The following is a 21,941-nucleotide window of genomic DNA, read 5'->3' as shown; positions in this document are numbered from 1 at the left end:
AACGCTGCTATTTATAAAATTAATAAAAAAACTAGTCTCGCCCGAGGCAAGACTAGTTTTTTTATTATCTATGCTGATCTTGATACATAGGTCCTTCTGAAATCATATTGCTTTCAGAAACGTACGTAGGATCTGAATGCACATCTTTATTTAGGCTAGCATTTACCTGCTGTTTTTTAGATAAACTTGAAAGTTTTACTTTGGCACTTCGAACAAGTCCTTTTACTTTCCGTCGTTTCGCAGCATCGCTTAATATATAAGACGTAATGCCGACTCCTACCGTTGATAGCGTAATACCTGATATCAATGCTTTTTGTTTTCTTTTTCTCATAATAGCTCCTTCCTTGTACCTTTTTGAATCTTACAGTAACTTTTCCCCCTCTGGTAATCTCTCAAACCAGATTATTCAGATTATTCACTTCTTTAACAAGAATCGGCAGTGTGTCCGCTCCTGCTATTCCATCTGAAAAAAGGTCATACCGATTCTGGAATTTTTTCATTGCAGCGATTAATTCATCTCCATAGAAACCGTCTGCTCCAAACTTCGGAAGAGAAAAACCTAGCGCAATTAAGTTTTGCTGGATTTGTTTGACTCCTAACCCTCTATCACCTTTGGAATACACAAAGGGCCCTTTTGTATTATTCGTCATAGAGAGATTTGTTGTGACTTCTTTAAAAAATGAGCAGTCCATTTCATTTATATCCACATTTGTAGAAATTCCTTTTACTCTGCCAGAATCCGTATACTGAAACATTGCCCATCGCTGCCACTGACTTAGCTCACCAGGGTGCTGCATACCGCCTTGTCTGTTGGCCGCACTATATCTTGCTACCCACAAAGGATACTTACTTATTTCTTTTGTGAAAAAAGTTTTAGCAAAATGATAATTCGTATATACGATAGGCTTAATTCCTGTTGTTTTGTGAACATGCTCGAGCCAGCTTACGGCAAAGTGAGAAACAAATTCTTTAGATTTTTTCTTATCTTCTTCTAGATCCAAACACGGCGGAAGGTCTAGTTTCATTTGTCCAAGCTGAGCAATAAAAAAAGCAGCTTCTTTCTCCGGGCTATTTGTACAGTGAGCATAATGATAAAACCCTACTCTCAAGCCCGCATTTTTGGCACCTATATAATTTTCAAAGGATCTAGGGTCTACAAAAGTTCCGCCTTCTGTTAACTTTATATACACCCCTTTTACTGAGGTGTTTTTTATTTCTTTCCAATTAATGATTCCTTGATGATGAGAAACGTCAAGAATAATAGGATTATTTGAATGTCGCCTTTGCATAGTTTTCACCTCTTTTGCTAGCTTCCTTATGTATACGACGAATCTTTCAAAACCCCTGTTTTTTCCGGATCCTGATATTCTTTTATAACGATGTGTAAAACATTGCTCATTTGAATAGCTAAATAAGCTTCATGTTTTTTGTCATAATAACGATACCATCCTTGCGTATGAATAATAGATTCCTCAAGCTCTTTTACATTTTCTGATTCAACCAATGTACTGATTGATTTTTCATTTCCAAAATAAAACTTCACTTCGTACGTCACTTGAATCCCTCCTTTATAAAAATGTAAATACCCTAATCGTATGTACTTGAATCTAATATAAGGCAGTGTAAAATTTCTTTTAATCCGCAAATTCTTTTTATATGCTTATTTAGAACAATGTTTATTTTGTTAAGATTTATTAAAAAGAAGCCAAGCAGCTCAGAATGCTTGGCTTCTTTTTTTATTTTGATGGATGAATCATATTACCGGGATTTACCCATTGCTTAAATTGTTCTTCTGTCAGAAGGCCTGTTTTGACCGCCGCTTCTTTTAATGTCGTTCCTTCTTGATGAGCCAGCTTGGCGATTTTAGCCGCATTTTCATAACCTATGTGCGGATTTAATGCTGTTACAAGCATAAGAGAATTTTCTAGATTATGCTGAATCTTTTCTTTGTTTGGTTCAATTCCTACTGCGCATTTATCGTTAAAAGCTTGCATGGAATCTGTCAGCAATCTGACTGATTGTAAAAAATTATAAATAATAACCGGCTTAAATACATTTAATTCAAAGTTTCCTTGGCTAGCCGCGATGCCAATCGTCACGTCATTCCCAAGTACTTGTGCAGAAACCATTGTTAGAGCTTCACTTTGAGTTGGATTTACTTTTCCAGGCATAATAGAACTTCCTGGTTCGTTAGCAGGAATCGTAATTTCGCCTAATCCGCTTCGAGGACCGCTTGCCAGCCAGCGTACGTCATTAGCGATTTTCATTAAGTCAGCTGCTAATGCTTTGAGTGCACCGTGGGCATAAACCACTTGATCGTGACTTGTTAATGCATGAAATTTATTAGGTGCTGAGATAAATGTTTTTCCAAGCGTGCTGCTGATTTCTTTCGCTACTTCATCGCCGAAGTCAGGATGTGCATTTATCCCCGTCCCAACAGCTGTACCGCCAATAGCTAGCTCCTTCATATACTCTACGCTTTGTTTAATCATTTCTTCATTCTTTTCGAGCATATGATGCCATCCGCTAATTTCTTGTCCTAGTGTTAGCGGTGTAGCATCTTGTAAATGAGTTCTGCCTATTTTAATAATATCTTTAAACTGCTCTTGCTTCGCAGCGAACGTTTCTTTTAATGTTTTTAGAGCAGGCAATAATTGATCTTCCACTTCTAGTACAGCTGCAATATGAAGAGCTGTAGGAAAAGTATCGTTAGAGCTTTGTGACATATTCACATCATCGTTTGGATGAAGCGTTTCGTCGCCATTTATTAGCTGGTTTCCTCGGTGGGAAATCACTTCATTTACATTCATGTTTGATTGTGTTCCGCTTCCTGTCTGCCATACTACTAAAGGAAAATGTTCATTCCATTTTCCTTCAATAATTTCGTTAGCAGCTTGCACGATGGCTTCCGATTTCTCAGCTGATAGTTTGCCTAGTTTATGATTACTAATAGCTGCACTTTTCTTCAAAACCGCAAAAGCGCGTATTACTTCAATCGGCATTTTTTCAATCCCTATTGGAAAATTTTCTTTACTTCTTTGCGTTTGCGCTCCCCATAGTTTATCTTCTGCCACTTTGATTTCTCCAATTGAATCTCTTTCGATACGATAGCTCATAGTTAGAACTCCTTTTCATTATTTTCTTTACCTATTAGTATTGATTATATGGATGAATTTCATGACATAATAACAATTATTCACTGTTGAAAATTCCCTTTATTTTATTTTTTAAACGGTCTTGAATACTTTGATTATTTAGCTCATAGTTTATTTTGATTTTATAACACAAAAAAAGATCCGAAGAATACGCTCTTCAGATCTTTTTTCGAATACGTCTAATTTCACTTATGAATCCATACAGCACCAGCTGAATTGTCTTTTGCTTCACCAATTACGTCTAATTTCAATCCGTTTTGAGGAAGCAAGCGGCCTGCATCTTTAATTCTTTCATCTAAATACGATTTTTTGTCGTTGAAGCTTGTAACTCCATTTGATTCTTTAGATGAAATAGTTCCCCACGTTTTATGAGAATATGACCAAGCAGGTGATTTATCAAATGAGAACGCCGCGTCTGCAATTTGATATCGGCTTGAATTTGCTGTCGTGCTAATCCCATTCACATTAAAGTAAAGAACTTTATGAGCATGTGAATCAACTACACCAAGGAATCCTTCACCCGGATGTTGTCCTACCCAGTTATCAAGGTAGCTTTCATCTGCGTACCAAAGCAGCATGCCTGTATTATATTTTGCACCGCGCGCGAATTGAAGTGCTTTATCGCTGCCTGCATAGTTTCTCCACTCAAGGTAATAATAGTTATCTTTATAGCTGATGCCGTTTGTCTTTTCAAATCCATCTAACGTTACTTTTGGCGCTCCTTCAGCATCGTCCGTAAATACCGTTTTTCCATTTACTACTAAACTTGCATTATCAAGTGCAAATCCTTGAAGAGCAAGTCCTCCGTCCGTTACGTATTCAAATTGAAGCTTGATTTTTTTACCTTTAAACTGCGTTAAGTCATAGCTTTTATCTTCCCATTTTCCGCCGGAAGTTTCAGCAGAACCGTCTGCATTATTCGCTTTATCACCAATTGTATCTAACAGAACTTTTGAACCGTCAGGAAGAATCGCATTTACATATAAATAATCGTATTCTGCCTCCACTTCATAGAACGCTTTATAATTGAACGTCGCTGTTTTGGCCGCTGTTAAATCAAACTCTGGCGTCGTCATTGTCGTATGCAGATCGTCTCCGCGCTTACTGTAGTAGTAGTTGCTTCCAAACTCAGGCTTAATCCCTTGAACAGCTTTTTTAGGTAAATTAATCTTCACAATACCCGGTCTTTTGGATTTTGTCACGCTTTGATCAACCACGCTCACAGAGCCCGATTTTGTAATATTTTTGCTGTCGATTTGTTGAATATTTGCCCAGTTTCCACCCATATTTGCTTGGAAAAACTCTTTATTTTGCGGGGAGAAACTTGTCGGTTCTGTACCAGCTACTTCACCAGCCCAGCTCCCTCCGCTCATAATTGACCAAACGCCTACCGGCTCACCTTGACCCGTATACTGTGTATCATACTCATCCGGCAAACCTAAATCATGGCCAAATTCATGAGCAAAAACGCCAACTGCTCCGTCTTCTGGTTCAATTGTATAATCATAAGCAGCCATGTTTGTTCCAGGAACTTTATACACTTGTCCCAAAGTAGAGCGATGAGACCAGATAGCATCGTTTCCTAGTTTACCTCCACCTGCTTCTTGCCCAGTTCCAGCATGAATGACCATTAAGTGATCCACTATGCCGTCAGGCTCATTGCGGTTGCCATCTCCATCGATATCATATTGGTCGAACTGATCATAATCTGAAAGGTTAATGCCGCTTTTTGCTGCTGCAGCAAGCGCTTCTTTTACAAGATTACGAGGCCCTTTAGATCCAGGCGCATTATCGTTTCCTCCCGCTGGATTGTCTGCTCCGTATTCTTTTGCGTTTCCAGGTACAGTTAACCAGTCAGAAACCGTTCCATCTACTGTGTAACTACCTCCAGACTGTTCTTCATAATATTGCTTAAACGTTTTAATTTTTTTACCGTTAAATAGCGTAAAGTCTTTCTTTCCAAACATTAATTGCTGATAGTGATTTCGGTTAAAATCTTTTGCATACATGTAGCCAGGTTCTTGAACGACATTGTTATGCTTAAAGTCTGCATATTCGACTAAAAGAACAAGAACCTTATCTTTTCTCACTTGTCCTTTATAGTTTGCCTGAGCTGCAGGTTTAACATTTACCCCGTTCCCCGACTTGTTTCCTTGAGACTTAATATTAGCAAATTCGCCTCGTTGAAACTTTTCTTTTTGTTTTGTTTGCATTTCTTTCGCTTTCAAATCAATTTTGCTAGCTTTATGTCCCTTCATGCTCTCTTTATGTGCATCTTTTTTGTTTATGTAAGAAGTAACGGCTTTCTTCACTTCTTGCGGTGTTGCACTTTGAGAAATAACTCCTTGGTTTTTCAGTGCGTTAGCCAATCTTTCTTCCGGTACTGTATTCATATCAATTGGTGAACTTGGAAGTTCCTCCGATTGTGCGGTTTTAGCTGAAGCAGCACTTCCATTCATAAGTACTGGCCCCACTCCGCTTAATGTAACAGTTGTGGCAAGAAAAGATGTCCCCAAAATCTTTTTCCAGCTTTTCAAGTAAACCCCTCCGTTTTAGAATTTTCAAACTATTAGCAAGATTTATTTTATATTCTAAAACTAGGAAGGTCAACTACATTTTACTATATTATTAAAATTTTTTAATTCTAGTAGATAATGTAAAATAGTTTGATAGTATGTAACTAGTTTTCTTTGCCTGACAATTAAAATGTCTGATAAACCCTTCTTACATATGCAAATTCTATGCCAAATCGATAACCAAATCTAAAAATATATGAAGCGTATTTTTTTAGGAAATTAGAACCATCTTTTCGGTATTACTATTATATAAAAACAAAAAATTCCCCATTATGGATACAGAAAGATAAAAAAATCACTTCTCAATAGACGAGAAGTGATAATTTCTGTATGCAAGTAAATTTAAGAATGTTCTTTTTGACGCTGCAGCAAGATATGATAGAGCGACATGCTCCAAATAGACATATTGCGCGCTGCGATTTCATAAGGTTTTTCATCAATTTTAAACAAGAAATCCCCTTCATAACTCACGGACTTCCCTTTCTTTTCCAGCTCTTGTTTAACAGCTTCAATCCATTCTACTGCATTCGTATAATGCTTGTCCAAACGAACTTTAATAGTTTGATTCCTGTAATGAATAAAAGATGTAATTCCCCAAAAAATTAAGACAAGAAAAAGTACCATATACAGCAATTGCATGATAACGATCCCCTTCTTTCTTCATTTCATTATTTTCAATGAAGACTTAATTTAGATGAGTAAATATTACTATTCTCCTTTTCAATCGTCATCTCCTTTAAAAAAGTAAATTCCTTTTCCACGCGGACGTATAAAATAAATCCATGTACGTGCTCCCTCATCTTTTTTACTAACGTTTTCTGTTAAAAAATGATAAGCTAATAGAATGATAAATAGAAAGGGAGGGCGACGAGTTGTCAACTGAACAAGTGAAACTAGCAGCCGTTTTAGATGTTGAAACAACGGGATTAAGTGCGCAAACATGCGATATTATCGAACTAGCAATTGCTGTTGTTTCTTATGATTCTTCTACCGGAGAAATAATCGACATTGTAGAAGAATATGAAGAATTTAATATGCCTTCAACTCCCATTTTCCCGTACATTACAAACTTAACGGGAATTACAAATGAGATGGTTAAAAATAAAACATTAGACGATAAAAAAGTGGAATCGCTGTTAACTAGCGTTTCGGCTATCATCGCTCATAATGCTTCTTTCGATCGCAGTTTTCTTTTAAAACGGTATCCATCTTTATCTAACCAAAAATGGCACTGCTCTATGCGTGCTGTCAAATGGAAAGAGTACGGCTTTCCTAATAAAAAACTAACAACGCTTCTTGATCATCATAATATTGAGAGAGAGCACGCTCACAGAGCTATGGATGACGTGAAAGGAACCATTGACTTGCTAAGACAGCAAAATCCTAGCGGAGAGCCTTATTTTTCTGAAGTACTAAAAAAAGCAATGAGCAAACCTAAAAAAACAGCGGCTTCCACTCGTTTTTAACGCATCAAAAAAAGCGCAGCTTCTGCGCTTTTTTGTTTTTATTCGCCTATTTCTTAAGTGTTGAGTTATATGTTTGAGGAGTACGCTTGGAAATAGCGAGGTTGTAAACGCACCAGAAGAAAAAGAAAAGTGCCTGCTTTCAAACAAAAAAGCCGCGGAGGAACAAACTGAACAGCTGGTGTTTACACACATATACGAAATCAGCTGAATTTCTAATAATTTGGGAGATTTTAATTATACTTCTCTTATTTTTTGGTTTTGAAGATTGTGATGCGTTTGTTCTAGTTCACTTAAATTCAATTCGTACAAATGTCTCCCGTCTTCTGCTTTAAAGTAACCCGATTCAATAATTTGATTCATTAAAAGATCTTTCTTTTGCTCAAATGCTTTTTCAGTTGTCATGTTATCATCTCCTTTTTTAGGTAAATATCTTTCATAGAAAAGACGTACACCGCTTGTGGCATACGTCTTGTTGCTTTTCACACTTGTTACCTATGTTTAAAAACAACGCAATGTTACATTTTATCGAGAAGGCTGCTTATGTCTTGTAGCCATATTGAACATTTTGATGATGCACTACTTTTATACCCTTCATGATGTTCTTAAAACGCAATTGGAAAAAGATTTTCACAAAATTTGTTTTCCATCTACTGCCCCGCTTTCAAAATGCGGCTGTGCGGCGATTTTTTTCGTTGCTAAACTAACCACCATTAATACAACTAAATTAATAAATAAAGAAATAACGCCGACATTTGTATCTTTAATGATTTGTGGCAACGCAGGAAACAACGTGCCAAGCGTTGTTTCAGTAATCGTTATATACATCACAGACGCAATGCCGGCAACAATACCTGCACATGCCCCGTATTTAGTCACGATATTGTTTTTCATTAAACTAAAAATAAAAGCAGGAAACAGCTGCGTCACAATGCTGTAGCCCATTAGTAAAAGCGTTACAATCGTATTTCCTCCATGAAGTGTAAAATAGACTGAAACAAGCGCAATGACCGGTACGAAACATTTAGCCAGTATCGAAATTTGTTTGCCCGTCGCTGAGGGAACAAGAACTCCATAAACGTTTTTAGATAGTGACGTAGAAGCTGCCATCAAAAGCATTGATCCAGGCACAAGTGCTGTTAATAAACCAGCTGCGCCAATAAAGCCGACAATCCACGGGTCAAATGTTTGAATGGAAAGACGAAGCAGTGACAAGTCCGCTTCTGCGCCTTGTAGTCCAGGTACCTGCATAAGAGCAGTAAACCCTACAAAAAAGACAAAAAGCAGCATTAACGTATAAATAGGACTTATAATAGAATTCTTTCGAAATACATTCTCGTTTTCAGCTGAATACGTTGCATTAAACGTATGCGGCCACATGTAAAATCCTAATACGGTCAGCATGACTGTAGAAATAAACCACGAAATACTTAGACCTGTCTTGGGAAGAGTAAGAAACGTTGGATTTGCTTGATGCACAGCCTCAAACATCGGCTGTAAGCCTCCGTAGTAATGGAACGGCATATATATTCCTAAAAATAAGACGACAATAAAAATCATAATATCTTTAACAATGGCCGTCCACGCGGAACCATGTATGCCTGATATCATTAAGTAAACCGTTAATGATATGGCTCCAATCCAAATGGCTGCGGTTGAAGAGATAGAGCCATAAGAAGCTTCAGATACAATAATACCTAAGCCTTTGAACTGTAAAATAATATAAGGAACAATTGCCAGCACCCCTGCGCATGAAACAACGATGCCTAGAAACGGGCTGTTGTATTTTGAAACAAAAAAATCCGGCTGAGACATGAGCTTATGCTGCTTCGCATATCTCCATATTTGCGGGCCAATCCAATATCCTAACACGTACGCTAAAGAAATATAGGCTAAAATATAAAACGCTGGCCCTCCTTTTCCATATGCCCAAGCGCTTCCTCCTAGAAACGTAAAAGTAGTATAGATTTCACCCGCCATCAAAAAGAAGACAAAAACAGTTCCAAAACCTCTGCCGCCTACGCTCCACTGTTCTAAATCCATTTTTTTGCCCCGCGTAGCTCGAATTCCAAGATAAATAGCTAAAAGTAAAAAACCAAAAATAATAATCAGAGCGGTATTCATTATTTATCTCCTCCTTTAACAGCAGGATCGAGCTTGTACACAATACCCATAATAAAAGACGTAAGAATTACCCACATAACAATCCAAAAGAGAAAAAAAGGCATCCCTAAAATAAACGGCGTTACTTTGTTAACAAAAGGCAATAAACCTAATATTCCTACAAACGGAAGTAAGCAAAGAAGATAAATTATTTTCATAGAACTCCTCCTTAATCACACTGCTTATCAGTACTTATCTAACACTTTAACTATCTCATTATGTACTTCTCTTATTCTTCTCTTTACACCTCCATTCTTGAGCTAAACGAGACGTTTGGCATAGAAAACCGCCGTTTATTTGTTCCTTAGTATCTTCCATTTGTCCCCATATGAAAAGGAGTTTGTAAGGCATGCTTACAAGATTTTGAATGCAGCAGAATATAGACAAACAAAAAGAAACGGAACTGGAGAGCAAAGGTCTCAGTTCCGTTTCGATTTAGCATTTCTATACTTTATTCTTTACACCAAGCGAAGAGAGAGCTTGGTGTAAATGTCCAAACGTTTCAATTTTATTAAAACTAATTCCTACATTAACAGCCGTCTGAGCCATGTCAGGACTCACTCCTGACATAATCGCATGGATGCCTAGCAGCTGCAAAATGTTAATCAAATCAAAAAACTTGTGAGCGACATACGTATCTACATAATTTACACCCGATAAGTCAATGACTAGATGCCTTATATGTTTTTCTGCACACTTTTTTGGAACAACCTCGATAATAGAATCACCTTTGATTTCATCAATAAGCCCTACTAAAGGCAAGACCGCGATGTGATCTACAATTGGAATGACAGGAAAACTCGTTTCGTCGATTAGCTCTTGCTGAAGACTTATTTTTTGCCTTGTGATTTTATAATACTGTTCGGAGAATTCATTAATGAGTTTATCAAATGTTGTATGATAAACTTCGCTCCAAGACAGTATATCTTCTTTTGTAATAGATGAATGTATCAGACTATATGTTTTGACATACGTCCAAATAATTTTTCTTGTTTTGCTTAGCGCTTCTACTACCTCGTAAATCGGCGTATCAAATTTAATTCTGCTGTTTACTACTTCCGTCGTCCATTTCACCATACGTTGTTTAAAAATCTTTTGATCGTCAAGAAAGCCGCTCGCAATTGTTTCAATCGTATAAAGATGCTGCTCACGCAGCTTTTTCTCAACTGAAGAATCTGCGTCCTTTGAGTAAATCGATCCTTTAATATTACTTCTTTGGCGCAGCCATTCTTCACTGATAGAGGCTGAATTTTCTAAAATATATTCAAAAAGACGTTGATTTTGTTCACTCACTACTGTTTAACCTCCGTTCACTTTCTCCTTCTGTCCAATTACTTACAAAACGCACCTTATGATAAATTCATGCTTCATATTTTTTCCTCGTCCATCTCTATCATACACGATAACCGCTCTGCATACTTATAGAGAATTAGATATAAACAAGCAGGTATTTAATTATCTACATAGATAAACTGCCGTGTATGATGCAACTATCATTTATTTTCACATGAAAGGATGTTAATTGTATTGCAAAAATCAATTATTTTGTTGGGGATTCTCGCTACAAGTATTGGATTATCCGCTTGTTCAAACAATACAACAACTTCTTCTGCCACAAACTCTTCTGCACATTCAGGTCATGAACATCACAAAGCTGCAGTTGCTGATATTCGCGAAGAGACTCCGGGAGCAGATGTTTTGCCACAGTTTTTGAAGAATCAGCCTAAAGATATGAAACTAGTTTATCTATCCGTTGCTAAAAATCGTGAACTACTTGAAAAAATCCCTTGCTACTGCGGATGTGGCATGGAAGCGAATCACAAAAACAGCTATGACTGCTTTATTTTTAAAAATAAAAGAAACGGAGCAGTTGTCTGGGATGATCATGGAACAAAGTGCGGATTGTGTATAGAAATTGCAGCTAAAGCTATGCTCGACTATAACCGAGGCAAATCAATAAAAGATATCCGCAAAGACATCGATGAAAAATATAAAGAAGGCTATGCACAACCCACTCCTACTCCTTCCTTGTAGAGCATTGGCAGTTTTTAAGCAAATATTCGCGACAGGTATATATAAAAGTAGAAAATATCAAAAACACGTTCTTTTTTAGCGTTTTGAAAGCTTGTTCATCTTTGAAACAGCAAAAAACACTCAAATAGCTATTTGAGTGTTTTTTGTGTACTATTCCTTCACAAACTCTTTTGTACTTCTTACTGTATCAATCGGACGCACGAGCTTCTCAATTTCTGCACGTTTTGGCTCTAAAAACGGAGGCAGTGATAATTTTTCTCCAAGCGTTTCGTAAGGTTCATCTCCCATAAATCCTGGTCCATCTGTCGCAAATTCAAATAAAATTTGCGGAGCCACTCTTGCATACAACGATTCAAAGAAGTGACGATTCACATAACCAGACGTATGGAAACCGAAGCTTGGCATTCGATTAATCCACTCTTCAAGAGCTTGTCGATTTTCTACGCGAAAAGCAACGTGATGAACAGTTCCAAAACCTTGCTGAGCCTGCGGAAGTTTTTCATTGTGTTCTACTACTACTTGCGCACCGTTTCCTCCTTCTCCTACTTCAAATAGGTGAAGATCTCTTTCTTGAGCAATCTCTTTAAATAAAAGGACTTTTTCCATCATTTCTTTAAAGTAATTAAACTCGGCAATACGAATAAAGATAGGACCGAGTCCCGTAATAGCGTATTGAAGAGGGACAGGGCCTTTTTGCCAAGGAGTGCCTGATTCAACTCCTTGATTTCCTTCATCGGAAATTAACTGATACTGCTGATCATCAAAATCAACAAACGAAAGCGTCTTTTTCCCAAATAGCTCTTGAATCCCCGTATGATTTACCTCTAAGCGATCAAAGCGCTTTACCCAATAGTCTAAAGCCGCATCATTTGGAACGCGGAAAGATGTTTTTGAAATTTCATTTGTTCCGTGAAAACCTTTTGGAATACCTGGAAAATCAAAAAAAGTCATGTCCGTTCCGGCGCTGCCTTTATCATCTGCAAAAAACAAATGATACGTTTGAATATCATCTTGATTGACCGTTTTTTTAACTAAGCGCATGCCTAACACATATGTGAAAAATTCATAATTCTTTTCCGCACTGCTTGTAATAGCCGTTACGTGGTGTATTCCTTTTAAGTGGTTCATTCTACATTCCTCCGGATAAATCGTCTAGTTTATCATTCGTCATTTATCTTTAATTTGAATATCTTTAATTAAAGATAATATACCATGATTAATTTTCCTTTGTCAATAAAGTATGGATGATCTCGGAAGGAAATATGTATATTTTTACATTTAACCAAACCATTATAAATGAGGACGAGCCAAATCGGCAATAAAACATAGTATAAACAAAGAGCTTTTACAATTCAAAAGCTCTTTGTTTATTCTTTAATTTTCAATATGCTTGATTATAACTGCAGGATTGCCTCCGACTACCACGTTATCAGGAACATTTTTTGTCACAACGGTACCGGAAGCAATTACCGCATTGTTGCCTATTTTCACTCCAGGATTAATAACGGCTCTTCCCCCAATCCAGACGTTATTTCCTATTTCTACGCGTTTTCCAAACTCAGCTCCTGAAATTCTTTCAAGAGCATGCAAAGGATGAGTTGCTGTATAGATATGTACACCTGGTGCAAGAAAACAATTATCTCCTATTCTTATTTCACATACATCTAAAAGTACGCAATCAAAGTTAGCATAAAAATTTTCTCCAACATGAATGTTAGAACCGTAGTCACAGCGGAAAGTAGGCTCTATGCAAAGAGAATTTCCCGTAGACCCAAACAGTTCTTTTAATAAGTTTGTACGTCTTTCTTCTTCCCTTTCTGTTGTTTGGTTATAAAGCCTTGTTAATCTTCGAGCGTTTTCACGTTCTTTTATTAATTGCGGATCAGCGGAAAGGTATAATTCTCCATCCAGCATTTTTTGTTTTTCTGTTTTCATTTTGTATCCCCTTTTTGTAGTTCCTTCTCTAACCGATACTGATTTATTCTCTTACACGATATCATGTTTTTAAACCTTTGTCTGCTATTCGCTGAGGTTATCACCCCCCAGGCAAACATTAGTTAATTTAATAACTCCCGGAAGCTAATTTTTTAATCTTTTTATATAAAAGGAATAGTAAGAGAAAACTTCATCACATATACTATATAAATTTATAAAAAAGGCAGGGATATCATGAAAGCACAGCGCTTGGTAGATGACCAAAAAGGAACATACAGCAAGGAAGTTCAGAAGCACTTTAACCTAAAAATAAATGGGAAAATTTATACGCAACCCTCGCCGCAATTACCTCCCTCAACCCCTATGCAGAAGAAAAACCTTAAATATAAACCTCAAAATAAAGTTCTACGCACGTACGATAAAAAAGATAAAACATTAAATGACACACAAGAAAAGCTCATAAAATCTGCAAAAACTAGATTAACTAAATATGAAAAGCTTCTATTAAGCAATCAGCTTTCAGAATCTGCGGCTCTTTACTCACCTTTTGGGTTAGAAGAGCTGGTACGAATGGCTAGTAGAGAGGAGTGAACGATTTGTGTTGGATGAAAAAGTAATCATTGATACAAACATTTGGGCTTCACATGCGCTTAATTATCCAGAAGTTGTGGAATATATTAATGAACTTATTTCAAATAATGCGGAATTTTTAATGCCTACCGTTGTAGAAATGGAACTTCTGTCGCATTGGGAAGTAGAAACAAATCCTCAAGTCAAAGCAGTAAAAAATCATTATATTTATGATATGACAGATAAGATTGTAGACGTTACAAGTGAAATTGCACAGTTAGCAGCTCAAATTCGCCGAAAAGCTAAAATAGAATCCAATAAAAAAATTAAAGGCCCAGATGCGATGATTGCCGCATCTGCTTTTATACATAATGCAAAACTGATTTCCAACAATAATAAAGATTTTGCTTGGATTACATTTAATTTCAGCTACCGAGGTCAACCATTATCTTATGTAAACCCTATTAAAGATACGATTGCTTACGCTTCTTTTATTAAAAGCTTTGAACATCCCACCCTTCCTGATGCTGATAACTTATAAGAAAACGAGAAGGAAAGCTAATTTGTTTTTATTTTCAAAATACTCCTTGTCTCCCGCCTTTTTCAAATTAAAAGTTTGATGAGTACATACTCCAATTCTTTCTGTAATGAATACAGTAAAAAGCATAAAAACTTAGGCGGTGAAAAGAGTGAATTATCAATATTACCGGGAACAACCTTTAGAAGAGTATCAATATGGCTATGATTATTATTCAAATCCTCATGAAACTGACGAAAGATTCCCTTATGGTTATTATCCATATCTTCGCCCTCGGCCATTTTATCCTTACCCTTATCCTCGTCCCATTTATTACCACCCCCCTTACTTTTACCCTCGCCCTCGGCCATTTTACCCACACCCAGTGTATTGGAGATAAAAAAAAGAAGAGCGATCAGCTCTTCTTTTTTGTTTCTTGATATTTAGACATCTCCTCTTGAATAATGGTCACAAACGCTTCATTTTGTTCAATTTCAAAAACGGTAATAGCTTTTTCTAGGTAGGCTATTCCTTGTTTAAGCTCACCAAGCTGACAGAGTGCTTCTCCAATTTGATAGTGCAGTTCTCCTAATAAATAAAGCGTCTCATGCAGAATACACAGCTCTAGTCCTGCTTGTGCATATTTAACCGACTTTTCATAACGTTCCATTTGCAAAAGCGCACGCGATAATCCATATAAAATTCGAATTTTGACAAGAGGATCTTTTAATTTAGGAAGCAAAGCAATATGCTGCAACCCTTCCATAAACGTACTGAACGCTTTTTTTAAATGACCTTCTTCTTCATAAATAATGGCAATACTATTTAAAATAGCAATCTCTTTTTCTGAATAAAACTGTTCGCTCGTACGCGTGAACGCAATAGCTTTTTCCAATTTACGAAGTGCTTGTTCAAATTTATTTCCAATATAATAATCACATATGGCTTCGTGCCATAGGAAAAATTGTGCATGAAAAGGATCTTGAAACATAGGATTATCTTTTTCTTTGTTCACCATATGTAACACGGTTTCATAATCGCGTTTTCGTATATAATGCCTAATGGTCGATTTAATTTCTTTTGAATAATCGTTGGGCGTTAGCTCTCCTGCTTCAAAGAAATAATTCATCGGAACCCCTAAGCGTTTCGATAAATGATAGAGAACTTCACTGCTTGCATGAATTTCACCTTGTTCAAATCGATGTAGCTCTTCTTCAGTACAAATTCCTTCTGATAACTCGACAGTTGTCATTTCCGCAATCTTTCGCAGATCTTGAATCAGCTGACCTACTTGTTTTTTATCATTCAAAAAATCACCTTACTTAATGTCGTCAATAAACTCTGTGAAAACAACGTTCCATTATATTTTTATAAGTCTATTGTACCATTTAGGTGGTTTTTTTATCAATAGAAATAAGAAAATAATTCCAAAGGAAATTCTTGAAATTATAATTAAATTATTTCAAACAACCTCCAGCTTCTTCTTTAGTCATATCCCCTCTTTGTACAGCAGTCATAACTTGATCGCAATAGTATGATGTTTGACTATATCCTTCTTCATCAATTTCTTTTTGAATCTGTTCCTTTGCTTCATCGGAGAAATTAGCATCTTGTTCAGCAATGATTTGAGCTTCATATGCTTCTTGTTCTGCCTTTTCTTTAGCTAATCTTTCTTCCTCTTCTTTATTCAGTTCCTCCTCAATCTCAGCCTCTTCAGCCCATGTTTCAGCTTGATTTGCTTCATAATTATCGATTGTTTCTTGACTAACTGGAGATTCCGCTTCCTTCTTTTGCTCTGCTTGTTGAGCTGATACACGTTGTTCTTCGGCAATCTTTTGTGGTCTTTGTTGTTCGGCTATTTCTACTTGTCGTTTAGCTTCCGCTTCCTCTTTTGCTTTTTGTTCTGCTAATTCCTTAGCCTTCCTTTCTTCTTCAACTTTTGTAGCGTACGCACGTAAATCTTTCTGTTCATCTTGAATTTGTATAGATTCAGATTTCTTATTTAATTCTATTTCATTAGTCTTTTTTTCTGGCTTTACAGCAGTTTCTTTCTTAGAAGTCTCAGCGTTCTTCTCTTCCCCTTGGTCACATGCTCCCATAGTTAAACTCAAAGACAACAAAATGCTACCAACTAACAACTTTTTCACAGCATTCTCCCCTTAACTTTTCTCTGTATGGAGTGTTGCACTAAACAGATAAACTGATTTGACTAACTAATTTTTCTAAGTCCTTGATTAATTCATTAGGGGTAACTATATTGTTCATTACGTCATTACATATCTTTAAAAGCTCAAGTTTAACTTCTATGCTAATTTCCTCAGGTTTTAATTGTTCTTTCACAACACACAGCCCCCTTAATGAGTAAATAATATCACGAAAAAGGTTATTTTTTTTATCTATTCAATTATTTCCCTTCTCAATTTTTCGATAATTTTCTTTTTGAATCATTCCCATTCTCTGCATTTTCTTCCCTATAATTAATGTAATCCATCATTATACTTTCTATAACTTTTAATAATTCTTTTACTTGCTTTTCTGTAAATAAGCATTCTCTAATAGATTCTCTTATCTTCTTAATCTTGGTGTACTTCTTACCATCTACACCAAAGTGAACCTTATGGTGCTGTGCTTTACGATCACTCTATAAGTTACCTATAGATAAACGTTTACTCCAATCCTCTTTCACTTCTATAAGGTGATAGGCTCTTTCAACAGGAGTACACCTGCCTTCTATAAGCTAATTGACAACATTCCTCTGTGTTACATATCTTAAATGGCTTTTTAGGCATGTTGTTTAGCCACCTTTTTTACCCTTTATTATTTAGCGCATATTTTAATTTGCATACTATAGATATAATAAAAAGCCACTCATCAGAGTGACTTAGCATTAGATTTATTCTTTACTTCTTCAGGTACATAATCTAAAAGTGTGGATATTATCATATTAAAATGCCATGGAGTAAGGTTATTACCAGCACTTTCTTTTAGCTCTGTTTCTTAGTTTTTCGCCCCATACTGGATATTTGTTATTACTTTGTGCTTCCTCTAACATATGATCTACTACATTTATTACTTTATAATACTCATTTTCTTTTGCACTGATATAATAATCTTTTTGTTTATAATCCATAACTCCACCTCCTTTTAGTTACTTATTATTTTCCCTTCATTAACCAAATCAAACTTGTTAATTACCTAAAATAAAAAGTCGACCCTATGATCGACTTTCTCGACTGAATTAAATATCATTGCTTTCAGTCGCTTTAAATACTGCTTTAATTTTGTACGTATCTTTTCTTTCTTACCTTTTACGGCAGTAACCCTTGTAATCAGTTCAATAATAACTCCTGAAACTGAATGGTATTGCAGGTCCTGAAATAGGCGTCTGCCCCCCACTCAAAAATTTTGGAGCTTTCGCAGGATACCCTAACGGATAATTTCCCCACCAGCTGTCAACTTCACCACTAGAATTCAGTACATATCCAGTAGGACGTCCAAAAGAAGGCATGAAATAAGGGTAGAAAGCATAGTTAAAAGGAGTATAAAAATTAGAATAGAACATTTAATCACCTACTTTGTTTCAACTTGTAAAAAACCTTCATTAAGATATGAAATCTTTTCTTTTATTGTGAAGCATCATTCTCAATAACTTCTATAACATTGTCTTTATTTATAACATTGAAATAACTTTAAAAGAGATAATAGGCTATTTTTTGAAACTCTTTTTAACCTTTTCTCCCTTCAAATACAGAAAAAACAGCACATCCATGTGCTGCTTACCCCAAGTTCATATAATTTATAACACTATATATCTTTGCAACTTAAATAGAATCAAATACTTGACGCAGTTGAGCTGCGCTTTTATTGATCGCCTGCTGAGCGAGTGGGACAAATTCATGAAACCCTAAAAACCCGTGAATCATTGTTTCATAATTTTCATAGGTGACAGGGACACCGTGATTTTTTAATGCGTCCGCGTAGTCTTTTCCGCTATCTCTTAGAGGATCATATTGTGCTGTAATAATGGTAGCGCTCGGTAGACTCGATAAATCTTCTAGTAATACCGGAGCGTTATAGGGATGCTGTTCTTCTTCTTTATTATTTAAGTACTGAAGGCGAAACCAATCCATAAGATCTTTTGAAAGAAGATATCCTTCGGCGTTTTCTTTCATAGAGGCAGGGTACTGATTTTTAAATCCTACAGACGGATAGATGAGCAGCTGATGAACAATGGATGGACCTTGTCTTTCTTTTGCTAAAATGCTTACAACCGCAGCAAGGTTGCCACCGGCACTGTCGCCCCCGACGGCAATTTTGTTTGAATCGATATTTAATTGAGACGCATGAGCTGAAATCCAATCCAATGCGTCATAGGCATCGTTTACTGCAGCGGGAAATTTATCTTCAGGAGCAAGGCGGTAATCAACAGACACTACAATACAGTTTGTTTCATTTGCATACGACCTGCATATGGAGTCATGAGTATCCAGGCTTCCTAATACCCAGCCTCCTCCGTGATAATAAACAAGAGCGGGAAATGGCCCTGTTCCTTCAGGTTCATACACTCGTAGAGTGAGCGTACGTTCATTTAATTGGATTTCTTCATTATATACTTTTTTAACTACTTCTTTAGAAGGAGTTAAGGACATCTTTTCCATTTCCCTCAGCTGCGGGGGTGTAACGTCCTCTAAAGCAGGACGGGGCATTTCATTATATTGATTTAGAAATATTTGAATATGCGGATCTAACGGCATTCTTCTTCTCTCTCCTTTCAAGGTAACTCTATATGTAATGATGAATGAAATTTCAGAAAAAATCCAATATATTGTCTTCTCGGCAGGCTTTTGTTTGTTTTGATTAAAAATGGGTATAACAATTAAATAAAGAGGATGATATTCGTATATATTTTATTCTCACCTATATAAATATAAATACGTACAAAGGAGGCACACCGATGATTATTGTTTATATAAGCTTAGCTGTTGTTTTGGCATCACTTGCGTATCTTATTTACGCAGGCGTATCATTTAATAAAAAAATCAAGCCAACTGTGAACTCTGTAAATGCCACTTCTCAACATCTTCAAAACGAAACTGATCATATCAAAGAAAAAACAAATCATTTAAAAGTAACGCAAGCAGCGATTAAAACCGATGTGCAGTACAAAAAAGATTCGGTCAAATATACAGCCAACTCATTTAAACAGCTTGTGAATAGCTTTAAACGTTAAAAAAGGAAACCTCTATAAAGGTTTCCTTTTTTATTACATCGCCTGAGACGTATCTTTAGGAGGCGCAGCCGTTTTGTTTCGGTGATAAATAGCGTTAATCTCTCCTCCAATAACGAGAATTAACCCCGTTAAAAATAGCCAAAGCATCAGAACAATTACGCCTCCTAAGCTTCCATAAGTAGCAGAATAATTGCCAAAGTTGCTTACGTAAAATGAGAACCCTAAAGATGTCAGCTGCCATAACAGCGTAGCAGCGAGCGCTCCGGGCCATACGTGGGCAAAAGGAAACGTTTTGTTTGGAGCTAATCTGTATAATACGGATAAAACAAGTACCATAATGCCGACACCAATAATCCAGCGCAGAATATTTAAAACTACTGTTGTACCTGAAGGAAGAGAAAACCATTCGCTTATCCAATTTAACAAAACCCCTCCGAACACTGGTAAAAGAAGGGATACAACAATTGTTACGATCAATCCAATTGTTAAAAGAATGGACAAGCCTCTTACTTTAATAAACGAGCGCTGTTCTTTCACGTCGTAGGCTTGGTTCATTGCACGGATAAAGGCGTTCATACCGTTTGAAGCAGACCAAATGGTTCCTAAAATCCCTACAGTCAGTAACCCGCCGTTTGGTTGGCTTATAAATTGAGCTACGTTATCTTTAAAGATTGCAGCAGTTTCTCCAGGCATAACGCTTTGAAGGACATCGATTGCCTCTTCCGGTTTAATAGATAGATACGGAACAATCGATATCAGTAAAATAAGCATAGGGAATAATGATAGCATATAGTAATAGGCTTGCTCAGCCGCTAGTCCCGTTGCTTGGTCTTCTTGAATTTCTTTACCAAGACTTTTTCCAAATGATAATAGCTTTTTCATGATAAACCTCTACTTTCTCTTTTTTTGTTCTTTTCCCATTTTATGCACTTTTCAACCTTGAAAGTGGAGAATTTCAAGCAAAATCTCAAATCAAACGATCAAGAGAAAGTAGAATGATGTTTCCTACACAAAAAAGTTCCAGCTCAAAAGAGCCAGAACTTTTCATCAGAGTGTTTATGTAGAGCAGACTAGCGAATGTGTCCTTGTGCACCACTTAATTGCTGTTGCGCCATTGCAACAAGATGCTTCGTCATTTCTCCACCAACAGAACCATTTGCACGAGCTGTTTGCTCAGCTCCCAGCTGAACGTTAAGTCTTCCCGCGATTTCCGTTTTTAACTGATCAAGAAGCTGTTCAGCACCTTGAACTAAAATAGGATTACGATTTGCCATGTTTATCACTCCTTTCCTTCAACAGCTTATATAGGTTAATGTTCCTTTCACTTGAAATTTTATACAACATCCCTCAAAAAAAAGATCCCTGGCTATCGCCGAGATCTTTTTTTCTTTTTAAGCTTTTTTACACTCGTTCAAGAGGCATTGTGCAGCAGCGGAAAGAACCACCCGACTTAATAATTTCAGATATATCAACTTCAATCACTTTATAGCCTCGTTTCCTTAACTCTTCATTCACTTCTGTATTCATTGGCAGGCTGATCACCCGCTGATTACCGATGGATAATACATTGGTTCCCATCGTAAACTGCTCTTCTTTTGTTACTTCAATTAAGTCATATTTCATGCGAAGTAAATTTAATTCTTTCTCATGTAAAGCTGGTGAAAATACGAGCGCTTCTGTAGGTGATAAAATGTTTAACACACAATCAAGATGAAGATAAGACCGATCAATAGGAATCGGAACAACCTCATACGCTGGAAGCAGCTTTTGGATATGCTCCACGCCTTCTTTACTTGTACGGTCGCTGAGTGCAATAAAAATAGCTTGTCCATCAATCAGCACATCTCCACCTTCAATAGGATGGTTCGGCACCTGATGAAAAGGAATACCTTGCTGCTGCAGCCGGTCTGCTAGCACTTGCTCTTCTCCGCTTCGAATTTCGCTGCCCATTTTCGTGACAATAACGGTGTCTCCGAGCGTATAGCCAATATCCCGCGTAAATACTTGTTCTGGAAATGGCTCTTGTGCAGATAGCCCGATGACTTCCACTCCTTCTTTTTGAAGGCATTCAACAAATTGACGGTGCTGCTTTGAAGCCAAGCTCTCATCAATATTTTCATCCGCATAATGCTTTTGTGTTTCATTAATAATTTCTTCAATTTTCATATATGTAGGCGGGCAAACAATCACACGTTTTAATGTATCATACTCATTTTTACACCCATAACTCTTCGTCATTTTAGCTGGCTGTTTCATTTGCATCTTTTTTAATCCCCCTTCGTGCATTTATGTACAGTG

General features: G+C 36.7%; 26 protein-coding genes. 5 read left to right on the top strand and 21 right to left on the bottom strand.

The genetic code is table 11. The features are described 5' to 3' along the window. Window positions 1–64: 64 nt before the first annotated feature. The 6 genes from AC0C45_RS20990 to AC0C45_RS20965 all read right to left on the bottom strand — a co-directional run bounded on the left by AC0C45_RS20990 (window position 65) and on the right by AC0C45_RS20965 (window position 6,370). On the bottom strand, window positions 65–331 hold the full coding sequence (locus AC0C45_RS20990) for a hypothetical protein (protein ID WP_013083129.1): 267 nt from the start codon (window positions 329–331) through the stop codon (window positions 65–67). Between the two features lie 61 nt (window positions 332–392). After that, the gene (locus AC0C45_RS20985; RefSeq protein WP_237894032.1) at window positions 393–1,289 is read right to left on the bottom strand and encodes a GH25 family lysozyme; all 897 of its coding nucleotides are present in this window, start codon (window positions 1,287–1,289) and stop codon (window positions 393–395) included. A gap of 26 nt (window positions 1,290–1,315) precedes the next feature. Then, window positions 1,316–1,555: a hypothetical protein gene (locus AC0C45_RS20980; RefSeq protein WP_016764082.1), complete on the bottom strand. Its 240-nt coding sequence runs from the start codon at window positions 1,553–1,555 to the stop codon at window positions 1,316–1,318. Between the two features lie 181 nt (window positions 1,556–1,736). Beyond that, window positions 1,737–3,116 (bottom strand): class II fumarate hydratase, encoded by a 1,380-nt coding sequence (fumC, locus tag AC0C45_RS20975; RefSeq protein WP_472928719.1) that lies wholly within the window; start codon window positions 3,114–3,116, stop codon window positions 1,737–1,739. Window positions 3,117–3,340: 224 nt separating this feature from the next. Then, entirely contained in the window at window positions 3,341–5,692 is a 2,352-nt protein-coding gene (locus AC0C45_RS20970; RefSeq protein ID WP_034652148.1) for an immune inhibitor A domain-containing protein, read from the bottom strand. A 381-nt stretch (window positions 5,693–6,073) separates the two neighbouring features. After that, window positions 6,074–6,370, bottom strand: a complete 297-nt coding sequence (locus AC0C45_RS20965) for a hypothetical protein (protein WP_016764079.1) — start codon at window positions 6,368–6,370, stop codon at window positions 6,074–6,076. 233 nt (window positions 6,371–6,603) lie between these two features. Here AC0C45_RS20965 and AC0C45_RS20960 point away from each other — a divergent pair, with 233 nt between their 5' ends. Then, a complete protein-coding gene (locus AC0C45_RS20960) occupies window positions 6,604–7,197 on the top strand; it encodes an exonuclease domain-containing protein (protein ID WP_013083122.1) in 594 nt (197 codons plus the stop codon). A gap of 234 nt (window positions 7,198–7,431) precedes the next feature. On the opposite strand, the gene AC0C45_RS20955 is transcribed toward AC0C45_RS20960, so the two are convergent. From AC0C45_RS20955 to AC0C45_RS20940, 4 genes are all read right to left on the bottom strand, one after another. Further along, window positions 7,432–7,599 carry a Fur-regulated basic protein FbpA gene (locus AC0C45_RS20955; protein ID WP_080967553.1) on the bottom strand — a complete coding sequence of 56 codons (168 nt, stop codon included), beginning with the start codon at window positions 7,597–7,599 and terminating at the stop codon, window positions 7,432–7,434. Between the two features lie 225 nt (window positions 7,600–7,824). Further along, complete coding sequence (locus tag AC0C45_RS20950) at window positions 7,825–9,318, bottom strand: sodium:solute symporter family protein (protein ID WP_016764077.1); 1,494 nt, start codon at window positions 9,316–9,318, stop codon at window positions 7,825–7,827. Next, the gene (locus AC0C45_RS20945; RefSeq protein WP_013083119.1) at window positions 9,318–9,515 is read right to left on the bottom strand and encodes a DUF3311 domain-containing protein; all 198 of its coding nucleotides are present in this window, start codon (window positions 9,513–9,515) and stop codon (window positions 9,318–9,320) included. The genes AC0C45_RS20950 and AC0C45_RS20945 overlap by 1 nt, the downstream gene beginning before the upstream one ends. Window positions 9,516–9,801: 286 nt before the next feature. Continuing rightward, window positions 9,802–10,650 carry an STAS domain-containing protein gene (locus tag AC0C45_RS20940; protein ID WP_034652150.1) on the bottom strand — a complete coding sequence of 283 codons (849 nt, stop codon included), beginning with the start codon at window positions 10,648–10,650 and terminating at the stop codon, window positions 9,802–9,804. Between the two features lie 234 nt (window positions 10,651–10,884). On the opposite strand from AC0C45_RS20940, the gene AC0C45_RS20935 reads away from it, so the two are divergent. Then, the gene (locus AC0C45_RS20935; protein WP_047932075.1) at window positions 10,885–11,391 is read left to right on the top strand and encodes a PCYCGC motif-containing (lipo)protein; all 507 of its coding nucleotides are present in this window, start codon (window positions 10,885–10,887) and stop codon (window positions 11,389–11,391) included. Window positions 11,392–11,541: 150 nt separating this feature from the next. Here AC0C45_RS20935 and AC0C45_RS20930 read toward each other — a convergent pair whose 3' ends face one another. Both AC0C45_RS20930 and AC0C45_RS20925 read right to left on the bottom strand, forming a co-directional pair. Continuing rightward, window positions 11,542–12,519: a ring-cleaving dioxygenase gene (locus AC0C45_RS20930; protein WP_047932076.1), complete on the bottom strand. Its 978-nt coding sequence runs from the start codon at window positions 12,517–12,519 to the stop codon at window positions 11,542–11,544. A 246-nt stretch (window positions 12,520–12,765) separates the two neighbouring features. Continuing rightward, complete coding sequence (locus tag AC0C45_RS20925) at window positions 12,766–13,326, bottom strand: maltose acetyltransferase domain-containing protein (protein ID WP_034652154.1); 561 nt, start codon at window positions 13,324–13,326, stop codon at window positions 12,766–12,768. A 234-nt stretch (window positions 13,327–13,560) separates the two neighbouring features. Between AC0C45_RS20925 and AC0C45_RS20920 the strand changes: the two genes are divergently transcribed. Both AC0C45_RS20920 and AC0C45_RS20915 read left to right on the top strand, forming a co-directional pair. Next, window positions 13,561–13,917: a hypothetical protein gene (locus AC0C45_RS20920; RefSeq protein ID WP_047932077.1), complete on the top strand. Its 357-nt coding sequence runs from the start codon at window positions 13,561–13,563 to the stop codon at window positions 13,915–13,917. 7 nt (window positions 13,918–13,924) lie between these two features. Next, a complete protein-coding gene (locus AC0C45_RS20915) occupies window positions 13,925–14,437 on the top strand; it encodes a PIN domain-containing protein (RefSeq protein ID WP_013083113.1) in 513 nt (170 codons plus the stop codon). Between the two features lie 62 nt (window positions 14,438–14,499). Here the strand turns inward: AC0C45_RS20915 and AC0C45_RS20910 are convergent, their stop codons facing one another. From AC0C45_RS20910 to AC0C45_RS20885, 6 genes are all read right to left on the bottom strand, one after another. Further along, window positions 14,500–14,784, bottom strand: a complete 285-nt coding sequence (locus AC0C45_RS20910) for a hypothetical protein (RefSeq protein ID WP_171777256.1) — start codon at window positions 14,782–14,784, stop codon at window positions 14,500–14,502. Between the two features lie 44 nt (window positions 14,785–14,828). Continuing rightward, window positions 14,829–15,722: a helix-turn-helix domain-containing protein gene (locus AC0C45_RS20905; protein ID WP_047932079.1), complete on the bottom strand. Its 894-nt coding sequence runs from the start codon at window positions 15,720–15,722 to the stop codon at window positions 14,829–14,831. Window positions 15,723–15,870: 148 nt separating this feature from the next. Next, on the bottom strand, window positions 15,871–16,560 hold the full coding sequence (locus AC0C45_RS20900) for a hypothetical protein (RefSeq protein ID WP_034652166.1): 690 nt from the start codon (window positions 16,558–16,560) through the stop codon (window positions 15,871–15,873). A 40-nt stretch (window positions 16,561–16,600) separates the two neighbouring features. Next, window positions 16,601–16,753, bottom strand: coding sequence for a hypothetical protein (locus tag AC0C45_RS20895; protein WP_160309923.1), 153 nt, complete (start codon window positions 16,751–16,753; stop codon window positions 16,601–16,603). Between the two features lie 628 nt (window positions 16,754–17,381). After that, the gene (locus AC0C45_RS20890) at window positions 17,382–17,543 is read right to left on the bottom strand and encodes a hypothetical protein (RefSeq protein ID WP_472928711.1); all 162 of its coding nucleotides are present in this window, start codon (window positions 17,541–17,543) and stop codon (window positions 17,382–17,384) included. A gap of 691 nt (window positions 17,544–18,234) precedes the next feature. After that, entirely contained in the window at window positions 18,235–19,167 is a 933-nt protein-coding gene (locus AC0C45_RS20885; protein ID WP_047932080.1) for an alpha/beta hydrolase, read from the bottom strand. Between the two features lie 200 nt (window positions 19,168–19,367). Between AC0C45_RS20885 and AC0C45_RS20880 the strand changes: the two genes are divergently transcribed. Beyond that, window positions 19,368–19,643, top strand: a complete 276-nt coding sequence (locus AC0C45_RS20880; protein ID WP_025752355.1) for a hypothetical protein — start codon at window positions 19,368–19,370, stop codon at window positions 19,641–19,643. A gap of 33 nt (window positions 19,644–19,676) precedes the next feature. Here the strand turns inward: AC0C45_RS20880 and AC0C45_RS20875 are convergent, their stop codons facing one another. From AC0C45_RS20875 to AC0C45_RS20865, 3 genes are all read right to left on the bottom strand, one after another. Beyond that, window positions 19,677–20,525, bottom strand: a complete 849-nt coding sequence (locus AC0C45_RS20875; RefSeq protein WP_016764059.1) for a YihY/virulence factor BrkB family protein — start codon at window positions 20,523–20,525, stop codon at window positions 19,677–19,679. Window positions 20,526–20,713: 188 nt separating this feature from the next. After that, window positions 20,714–20,917: an alpha/beta-type small acid-soluble spore protein gene (locus tag AC0C45_RS20870; RefSeq protein ID WP_013056997.1), complete on the bottom strand. Its 204-nt coding sequence runs from the start codon at window positions 20,915–20,917 to the stop codon at window positions 20,714–20,716. 127 nt (window positions 20,918–21,044) lie between these two features. Continuing rightward, window positions 21,045–21,905, bottom strand: coding sequence for a dimethylarginine dimethylaminohydrolase family protein (locus AC0C45_RS20865; RefSeq protein ID WP_237894029.1), 861 nt, complete (start codon window positions 21,903–21,905; stop codon window positions 21,045–21,047). Window positions 21,906–21,941 lie beyond the last annotated feature (36 nt).

The sequence above is a fragment of the Priestia sp. VA7 genome (assembly GCF_055710015.1).
The sequence above is the reverse complement of the archived record's forward strand: the minus strand, read 5'-3'. Positions and strand labels throughout refer to the sequence as shown.

Bases quoted from the DNA above. Each gene is read 5' to 3' on its own strand.
- AC0C45_RS20875 (WP_016764059.1), bottom strand. From the start codon at position 20,525: ATGAAAAAGCTATTATCATTTGGAAAAAGTCTTGGTAAAGAAATTCAA.
- AC0C45_RS20990 (WP_013083129.1), bottom strand. From the start codon at position 331: ATGAGAAAAAGAAAACAAAAAGCATTGATATCAGGTATTACGCTATCA.
- AC0C45_RS20945 (WP_013083119.1), bottom strand. From the start codon at position 9,515: ATGAAAATAATTTATCTTCTTTGCTTACTTCCGTTTGTAGGAATATTA.
- AC0C45_RS20950 (WP_016764077.1), bottom strand. From the start codon at position 9,318: ATGAATACCGCTCTGATTATTATTTTTGGTTTTTTACTTTTAGCTATT.
- AC0C45_RS20930 (WP_047932076.1), bottom strand. From the start codon at position 12,519: ATGAACCACTTAAAAGGAATACACCACGTAACGGCTATTACAAGCAGT.
- AC0C45_RS20885 (WP_047932080.1), bottom strand. From the start codon at position 19,167: ATGCCGTTAGATCCGCATATTCAAATATTTCTAAATCAATATAATGAA.
- AC0C45_RS20865 (WP_237894029.1), bottom strand. From the start codon at position 21,905: ATGCAAATGAAACAGCCAGCTAAAATGACGAAGAGTTATGGGTGTAAA.
- fumC (WP_472928719.1), bottom strand. From the start codon at position 3,116: ATGAGCTATCGTATCGAAAGAGATTCAATTGGAGAAATCAAAGTGGCA.
- AC0C45_RS20985 (WP_237894032.1), bottom strand. From the start codon at position 1,289: ATGCAAAGGCGACATTCAAATAATCCTATTATTCTTGACGTTTCTCAT.
- AC0C45_RS20965 (WP_016764079.1), bottom strand. From the start codon at position 6,370: ATGCAATTGCTGTATATGGTACTTTTTCTTGTCTTAATTTTTTGGGGA.
- AC0C45_RS20910 (WP_171777256.1), bottom strand. From the start codon at position 14,784: ATGGCCGAGGGCGAGGGTAAAAGTAAGGGGGGTGGTAATAAATGGGAC.
- AC0C45_RS20880 (WP_025752355.1), top strand. From the start codon at position 19,368: ATGATTATTGTTTATATAAGCTTAGCTGTTGTTTTGGCATCACTTGCG.
- AC0C45_RS20925 (WP_034652154.1), bottom strand. From the start codon at position 13,326: ATGAAAACAGAAAAACAAAAAATGCTGGATGGAGAATTATACCTTTCC.
- AC0C45_RS20870 (WP_013056997.1), bottom strand. From the start codon at position 20,917: ATGGCAAATCGTAATCCTATTTTAGTTCAAGGTGCTGAACAGCTTCTT.
- AC0C45_RS20890 (WP_472928711.1), bottom strand. From the start codon at position 17,543: ATGGATTATAAACAAAAAGATTATTATATCAGTGCAAAAGAAAATGAG.
- AC0C45_RS20955 (WP_080967553.1), bottom strand. From the start codon at position 7,599: ATGACAACTGAAAAAGCATTTGAGCAAAAGAAAGATCTTTTAATGAAT.
- AC0C45_RS20920 (WP_047932077.1), top strand. From the start codon at position 13,561: ATGAAAGCACAGCGCTTGGTAGATGACCAAAAAGGAACATACAGCAAG.